This is a genomic window from Pseudofrankia coriaricola, assembly GCF_032027725.1.
In the GTDB taxonomy this organism is placed as follows: domain Bacteria; phylum Actinomycetota; class Actinomycetes; order Frankiales; family Frankiaceae; genus Pseudofrankia.
This window is the reverse complement of sequence record NZ_JASNFO010000037.1, coordinates 21,880-28,810: the sequence shown is the minus strand read 5'-3', so window position 1 is coordinate 28,810 and position 6,931 is coordinate 21,880. Positions and strand designations below refer to the sequence as shown.

The 6,931-nt window shown below is 73.5% G+C and carries 5 protein-coding genes; 1 reads left to right on the top strand and 4 read right to left on the bottom strand.

The window, feature by feature from the left end; genetic code table 11:
- Window positions 1-85: 85 nt before the first annotated feature.
- From QOZ89_RS20325 to QOZ89_RS20315, 3 genes are all read right to left on the bottom strand, one after another.
- Window positions 86-1,648 (bottom strand): AMP-binding protein, encoded by a 1,563-nt coding sequence (locus QOZ89_RS20325; protein ID WP_312624565.1) that lies wholly within the window; start codon window positions 1,646-1,648, stop codon window positions 86-88.
- A 135-nt stretch (window positions 1,649-1,783) separates the two neighbouring features.
- Window positions 1,784-2,998 carry a thiolase C-terminal domain-containing protein gene (locus tag QOZ89_RS20320; RefSeq protein ID WP_071053193.1) on the bottom strand — a complete coding sequence of 405 codons (1,215 nt, stop codon included), beginning with the start codon at window positions 2,996-2,998 and terminating at the stop codon, window positions 1,784-1,786.
- Window positions 2,995-3,471, bottom strand: coding sequence for a Zn-ribbon domain-containing OB-fold protein (locus tag QOZ89_RS20315; RefSeq protein ID WP_071053192.1), 477 nt, complete (start codon window positions 3,469-3,471; stop codon window positions 2,995-2,997). Before QOZ89_RS20315 ends, QOZ89_RS20320 begins: the two co-directional genes overlap by 4 nt.
- Window positions 3,472-3,551: 80 nt before the next feature.
- On the opposite strand from QOZ89_RS20315, the gene QOZ89_RS20310 reads away from it, so the two are divergent.
- Entirely contained in the window at window positions 3,552-4,313 is a 762-nt protein-coding gene (locus QOZ89_RS20310; RefSeq protein ID WP_241842310.1) for an SDR family NAD(P)-dependent oxidoreductase, read from the top strand.
- 101 nt (window positions 4,314-4,414) lie between these two features.
- Here the strand turns inward: QOZ89_RS20310 and QOZ89_RS20305 are convergent, their stop codons facing one another.
- Window positions 4,415-6,850, bottom strand: a complete 2,436-nt coding sequence (locus QOZ89_RS20305) for a bifunctional acetate--CoA ligase family protein/GNAT family N-acetyltransferase (RefSeq protein WP_312624561.1) — start codon at window positions 6,848-6,850, stop codon at window positions 4,415-4,417.
- Window positions 6,851-6,931: the final 81 nt, after the last annotated feature.

Sequence of the window (6,931 nt, the reverse complement as noted above, 5' to 3'; positions counted from 1 at the left end):
CCCAAAAATATTTTGGTCCCCGGGGGGGGCCCGGGGCCCCGCGGGCCCGCCCACACCCCACCAGGTCGCGCGGCCCAGGAGAAAGTCAGCGTCCGGCGCCGAGGTGGCTGCCACCTGGGTAGCCACCGCCGCCGAAGCGCTCGTCGAGGGCGTCGTAGTCGACGGAGCCGCCGACGCGGGGGAGGGCGTCGACGAACTCGATCGTCTTGGGCTTCTTGTAGGTCGCGATCAGCGTCCGGCAGTGCTCGATCAGCTCGGCGGCGTCCACGGTCGCGCCGTCGGCGAGCGCGACGACCGCCTTGACGTCCTGCAGCCAGCGCTCGTTCGGAATGCCGATGACCGCCGCCTCCCGGACCGACGGGTGAGCCTCGAGCGCGCGCTCGACCTCGGCGGGGAAGATGTTCTCCGCGCCCGATTTGATCATCCGGGTCAGCGTGCCGACGAACGTGATGCTGCCGTCGGCCTCGCGGCGGCCGGCGTCACGGGTGTGCCACCAGCCGTGCGCCCACCGGCGGTCGTTCTCCTCAGGGCGGTTCCAGTAGCCGAGGTTGACCAGGTCGCCGCGGGCGCAGATCTCGCCGACCTCCCCGGCCGGCACCTCGCGGCCCTCCGGGTCGAGCAGGCGGACCTGCAGCAGCGGCGAGGGCCGCCCGGCGTTCGCCCCGCCGTTGCCGTAGCAGCGCAGCACGTTCATGCCGGCCAGCTCGGTCTGGCCATAGCCCTGCCCGAGGCCGCCGCCCATGCGGGCGAACCGGCTCTGGTCGGACTCGACGACCCCGTTCCACAGGGGCGCGGCGAAGGTGGCCCGCAGGGGGGACAGGTCGCGCTGCTCGGTCGACTGGAGCGCGACCACCTCGGCGATCGTGGCCGGCATCAGGTAGGCGTGGGTGCAGCGCTCGTCGGCGAGCAGGCGCAGCACCTCGGAGGCGGTGACGCGGGTCAGGACGACGTTCGTGCCGCCGAACAGGAACGTCGAGATGCCGAAGTACTGGAAGTTGCCGATGTGGAACATCGGACCCGAGTTGAGGAACACCGTCTCGGCGCCGATGTCGCCGGCCCAGGCGGTCGTCATCCCCATGCCGATCAGGTTGGTGTGCGAGAGCAGGGATCCGCACTGGCGGCCGGAGACGGCGGCCGTGTAGATGACCAGCAGGGGGGTGTCGGGGGAGACCTCGGTCTCCGGATCGAGGTCGGCGCCGCCGGCGAGGAACGCCTCGTAGGTGTCCGGCCCGTCGGCGTCGTGCTGGAGCCACAGTGCCTTGTGCCGGTCGCCGACCTGGGCCCGCGCGGCGCGCACCGTCTCGCCGATCTCGGCTTCCTGCCAGACCACGACGGTGGGGGAGAAGTCCTCGATCGCGAAGGCCGTCTCGTCGACGGACCAGCGCCAGTAGCCGGGGCAGACCATCGCGCCGATCTTCGCCGCGGCCGCCAGCAGCTCGTAGACGCGCGCCGAGTTCTGGCCGAGCCACAGGATCCGGTCGCCCTCGCCGGTCCCGGTGGCGCGCAGCGCGTCGGCGAGCCGGTTGACCCGCGTGTTCAGCTCCGGCCAGGTCAGCCGCGCTTCGCCGTCGACCAAGGCGAGCCGGTCCGGGTAGGCGCGTGCATGGTCGCGCAGGACGTCGCCGAACGTCTGGCGGTACACAGGCATGTCGATCTTCTCCTGGAGGAGGGAGCCGGCGTGGGGAGGCACAACTGGAGGCGGAGGTCGGCGTCGTGTGATGAGTTCCGTCGCTCAGGCGGCGGCGCCAGCCGGTGGCCCGGGCCGCCGCGGGGTCAGTCGTCGTCAGTCGTCGGCGCGCAGGATGAGCCCTTGGGCGTTGAAGAACATGCCGCCGGGCGTGAGGAACGCCACCCGCGCTGCCGGCACCTGACGCTCCCCGGCCACGCCACGTAGCTGGGTGACGGCCTCTCGGACGTGGCCCGCACCCTGCGAGCCGCCCTCGGACAGGCTGCCGCCGTGCGGGTTGATCGGTACCCGGCCGTCGATGAGGACCCGGCCGGCGTCGTCGGCGCGGTGGGCGCGCAGGAAGTCGCCGGCCTCTCCCGGCTTGCACCAGCCGTAGGACTCGAGGCAGCGCAGCGTGAGGAAGGAGAAGCCGTCGTAGGGGAGGAACACATCCGTGTCCTCGATCCACAGATCGCTCTTGGCCCGTAGGTCGCGCGCGACGACCGCCTGCCCGGTGGTGGCCAGGTCCTCGGTGAGGTGCTCCTCAGGGTGGCGGGTCATCCCCATGCTCGCCGCGTGGACGAGTACCGGCGGCCTTGCCAGGTCGCGGGCGCGTTCCGTGCCGGTGACGACGAACGCGTCCGCGCCGTCGACCGGCAGGTCCATGTCGTACAGGCCCAGCGGCTCGCGGACCATCCGGCCGGCGAGGTAGTCGTCCATGGTCAGCGGCGCCCGCATCACGGCGTGGGGGTTGCGAGCGGCGTTCGCCCGGTCGTTGAGCACGACCAGGCCGAAGTCCTCCCGGGTGCGGCCGAACTCGGCGAGGTAGCGGCTGGCCCAGGCCGCGTAGCCGACCGGCCCGAACATCCCGAAGGGCTCGCCGTCGGTGTGGCCCTCGCCGCTCGCTGCCCGGCCGTCGGCCACGCCGAAGCCGGCGCGTCGGCGGAACGGGTCGGCGCCCGCCCCCCGGGAGGTTCCGCCCAGCCGGTACACCGAGTGGTAGACGAGGACGGTCTCGGCGGCCCCGGAGCAGACCGCGCCGACCGCCGCGAGCAGATGGTTCATGATGGGTGGGCGGACGTGCGACCAGTAGGTCACGTCGTCCAGGCCCAGCGCCGACACGACCGCCGTGGGGTCGATCCCGCCCGTGTGCAGGCCGCCGCCGACGACGCCGTCGATGTTGGCGCCCGACAGGCCAGCGTCGCGGATCGCCGCGGTGGTCGCCTCCAGCACCATCGACAGCTCTGTCGTGGCGCCGCGGTCGCGGGCGTAGGGCGACAGCCCGACGCCGACGATGGCGACCTTGTCCTTGGCCCGGTTACGCGCGCTCACGCAGACACCTCCGTGATCGGGTCCGCCGGGCGGAAGGCGTACCAGGGCGCGCCCGCGCGGGTGATCCAGATGAGCTCGACGGGCAGGCCGACGGCGAGCCGTTCGGGCGGGCAGTCGACGATCGAGGCCGCGAAACGCAGACCGGGCTGCTCGGCGAGCTCGACGGCCGCCAGCGGCCACGGGGTCGCATAGTCGACGTCCGTCGCCGGCGGGCCCTGGAACAGGCGGGTGAGCATGTATACGGTCCCGCGCCCGGCCACCGGCGTCAGGGCGACGTTCGTCGACCAGCAGGCCGGGCAGAGCGGGCGCGGCTGCGCCGCCCAGGTCCCGCAGTCCGCGCAGCGGTTCGCCAGCAGCTCGTGACGCAGCAGGCCGGCGTAGAACCGGACGTTGAGGTGATCTAGACGCGTCTCGGGGTAGGCCAGGAGCACTTCCTCGTCGCTGACCGATCCGGTGCCGGTGCCGGTGCTCATGCGCGCCTCCTCGCGGACGTTGCAAGTCGCGTCACACCATACAATTATAGTTAGAAGTTAGCTATTTCAGTGGAGGTCGGGTGACGGGCTTGGGACGGCTGGCTGGCCGGGTGGCGCTGGTGACCGGTGCAGGTCAGGGCATCGGGCGGGGCATCGCCCACGCGCTGGCCCGGGAAGGCGCGGGTGTGGCCGTGTCGGGCCGACGCGTCGATCCGCTCGACACGGTGGTGAAGGAACTGACCGCGCTGGGTGCCAGCGCGCTCGCGGTACCGGGCGACGTCGGCGTGCGCGCCGACGCGGACCGGATGGTCGCGCAGACCGTCGCGGAGTTCGGCGCCCTCGACATTCTCGTGAACAACGCGCAGTCATCGGTCCAGGTCCGCCTCGAGGACACGACGGACGCCGACGTGGAGCTCGCCTGGCGCAGCGGCGCGCTGGGCACCCTGTACTGCATGCAGGCATGCCTGCCCCACCTGAAGGAGCGCGGAGGCAGCATCGTCAACTTCGGGTCATCGACGGGGGTCCGCGGCGACACCACGTTCGGCTCCTACGCGATGGCCAAGGAGGCCATCCGAGGCCTGTCGCGGGTCGCCGCGCGCGAGTGGGGCCGCTACGGCATCCGCGTGAACGTCATCTGCCCGACCGCGATGTCGCCCGCCGCCGAGGAGTACCGCGAGGCCAACCCCGAGCGCTTCGCGATGGTGATGCGGGAGATCCCGCTGGGCCGGTTCGGTGACCCGGAGACCGACATCGGCCGGGCGGTGGCCGCGCTCGTCAGCGATGACATGTCCTACCTGACCGGCGCGACGCTCATGCTCGGCGGTGGCCGCGAGGTCCAGTGAACCGGCCCGCCGGCCGCGCCGCACCCGGGCCGTGCGCCCGGCGGGCCGGTCGGCGGGCTCGGCGAGGCACTGGACCGTGCATCGGGACCTGGCATCGTCGGTCAGCCCGCGGCCTCGTCGGGCGTGGCGAGGGTGAGCCGGGCGCCGAGCGCGGCCACGCCGCCTCCGTCCGGGAACACCCGCAGCGGCCGGATCGCGAGGCCTGTGACCCGCGGCAGGTCCTCGACCATCGCGGACACCCTCAGCAGCATTTCCTCCAGCGCGCCGACGTCACAGCGCGGCGCCCCCCGCCACCCGTCCAGCAGCGGGAATGCTCGCAGCGACCGGACCATCTCCGGCGCGTCCCGGTCCGACAACGGGGTGACGCGCACGGCCACGTCCCCGACCAGGTCCGCGTAGTCGTCGGCGAGGGCGAGGGTCACCACCGGGCCGAAGACCGGGTCGGTCGCCACGCCGACCGCCATGTCGACCGCGTCCGGCTCCCCGCCGGCGGCTGGCTGCTCGGCGACCGGGATGCCGTAGTGGCGCAGGAGCGCCCGGGCGGCGTCGGGGTCCACCGGGCCCGCTGGCAGGCTGTCGAGCAACGCCCGGGCCGCTGCCGCGTCCGCGTCCCCCGACTCGACGACCACGCCCGCTGGGCTGCGCCGCCACGCGCCGTAGGCTGCGGCCGCGCCAAGAGCGGAGGCGGCCGCTTCGGGGAACACGTAGCTGGGGATCGCCCGCCCTTCGCGGCGCAGCAGGGTGGGAAGCCCCGGCGCGGACAGGAAACTCGTCACGACCGTCTTGTGCGGCACCGCCGCGGCCGCGGTGGCGATCGCCGCGGCGACGTCGGCGACGTGGCGGACCAGCGGCGGCACGTACAGCACAACCAGCGCGTCGACCGCGGGGTCGGTGAGCGCGGCGTCGACGCTCGCCCGGTAGTCGGAGGGCGTCGCGCCCGGTCCCAGGTTCGCCCCGGCATGGCCGGTGACGACCAGCCCGCTCGCCTGGCACGCGTCGGCGGTCAGGGCGCCGGGCCCGTCGGCGTTCGTGACGATCGCGACCCGGTTGCCGCCGGGCACGGGCTGGTTCGCGAGCAGGAGCGCGACGTCGAACATGGCGCCCAGGGACCGCGTCCGGATGATCCCCGACTGCTGGAACAACGCGTCCAGCGCCGCGTCCGAGCCGGTGACGGGCTCGTCGTCGGCTGGCCCGCCGGGGACCTCCTCCCAGAGCGTCGGCGAGCCCGCGTGCACGGCGACGATCGGCTTGCGGGCGGCGATGCGCCGCGCGATCCGCGCGAACTTTCGCGGGTTGCCGAACCGGCCGAGATGCAGCAGGACCACCGAGGTTGCGGCGTCCTCCTCCCACCACTGAAGCAGGTCGCTGGTGGACACGTCCGCGGCGTTGCCGATCGACACGAAGCTGGCGAAGCCCAGGCCGAGCTGCTCGGCGTGGCTGAGCACGGCGAGGCCCAGCGGCCCGGACTGGCTCGACATCGACACCGGCCCCGGCGGGGGGATGCGGGGCGCGAACGTGGCGAACAGGGTCTGGTCGTCGAACCGGCTGACCATTCCCATGCAGTTCGGCCCGATCAGGCGCATCCCGCCGGTCCGCGCCGCGTGGACCAGGCGCCGTTCACGGTCCAGGCCGTCGAGCCCGGACTCGCCGAACCCGGTCGACACGACGACGACGGCTCCCGCGCCGACGGCCGCTGCGTCCAGGACGACCTGCTCGGCATTCTCGGCGGGGACGGCGATGACGACGAGGTCCACCTCGCCCGGCAGGTCGCGCAGGCTCGGGCAGGCGTTGACGCCCGCGATCTGGTCGGCATGCGGGTTGACCGGGTGGACGGGCCCGTCGAAGCCGTGGGCCAGCAGGTTGCGCAGGATCTCGTGGCCGATGGTCTTGGCCCGCCGCCCGGCGCCGACCACGGCGACGGACCGCGGCCGCAGCAGCGGCCGCAGCGAGGAGCGAACCGCGACGTGCTCGCGGCGGTCGGACCGGGCCATCACCTGGCCGGCGGGGTCCGTCGTCATCGTCACCTGGACGACCGAGCCGCCCCAGACGGTCTCGGTCCGGTATCCGGAGCCCGCGAAGGTCCGCAGCATCCGCGTGTTGTCCGCGAGGACGTCCGCGGTCAGGGTCACGACGCCGCGGGCGCGGGCTGCCTGGGCGAGCCGTTCCAGCAGCAGCGTGCCGAGACCGTGCTCCTGGTAGTCGTCCTCGACGGTGAAGGTGGCCTCGCCCCGGTGGGGCTCGTCTGGCGCGCGGACGCAGCGCGCCACCGCGATGAGCCGGGTGCCCAGCGTGGCGACGAGCGCGATGTGGTCGACCTGGTCGACGTCGGCCCACGCCCGGAGGGTCTCGGGGCTGATCCGCACCACGGGGCCGAGCAGCCGGTAGGAGATCGTCCGGCGGGACAGCCGGCCGCTGAAGGCGATCAGAGCGTCGGCGTCGTCCGCGCGGATCGGCCGGACGAGCACCGACCGGCCGTCGCGCAGCAGCCCCGGCCGCTCCCAGGAGGCCGGTCCTTCGTCTCGCCGCGTCCTTGCCACGTCCTCACCCTAGTCGCGGTGATCAGTCGCGATCGGTCGCTCCCGGCCACCCGGGTCGGCCCAGGTCGGGGCGTGGCCCGC

Coding starts and splice junctions, on each gene's coding strand:
- QOZ89_RS20315 (WP_071053192.1), bottom strand. CDS start 3,471: ATGAGCACCGGCACCGGCACCGGATCGGTCAGCGACGAGGAAGTGCTC.
- QOZ89_RS20325 (WP_312624565.1), bottom strand. CDS start 1,648: ATGCCTGTGTACCGCCAGACGTTCGGCGACGTCCTGCGCGACCATGCA.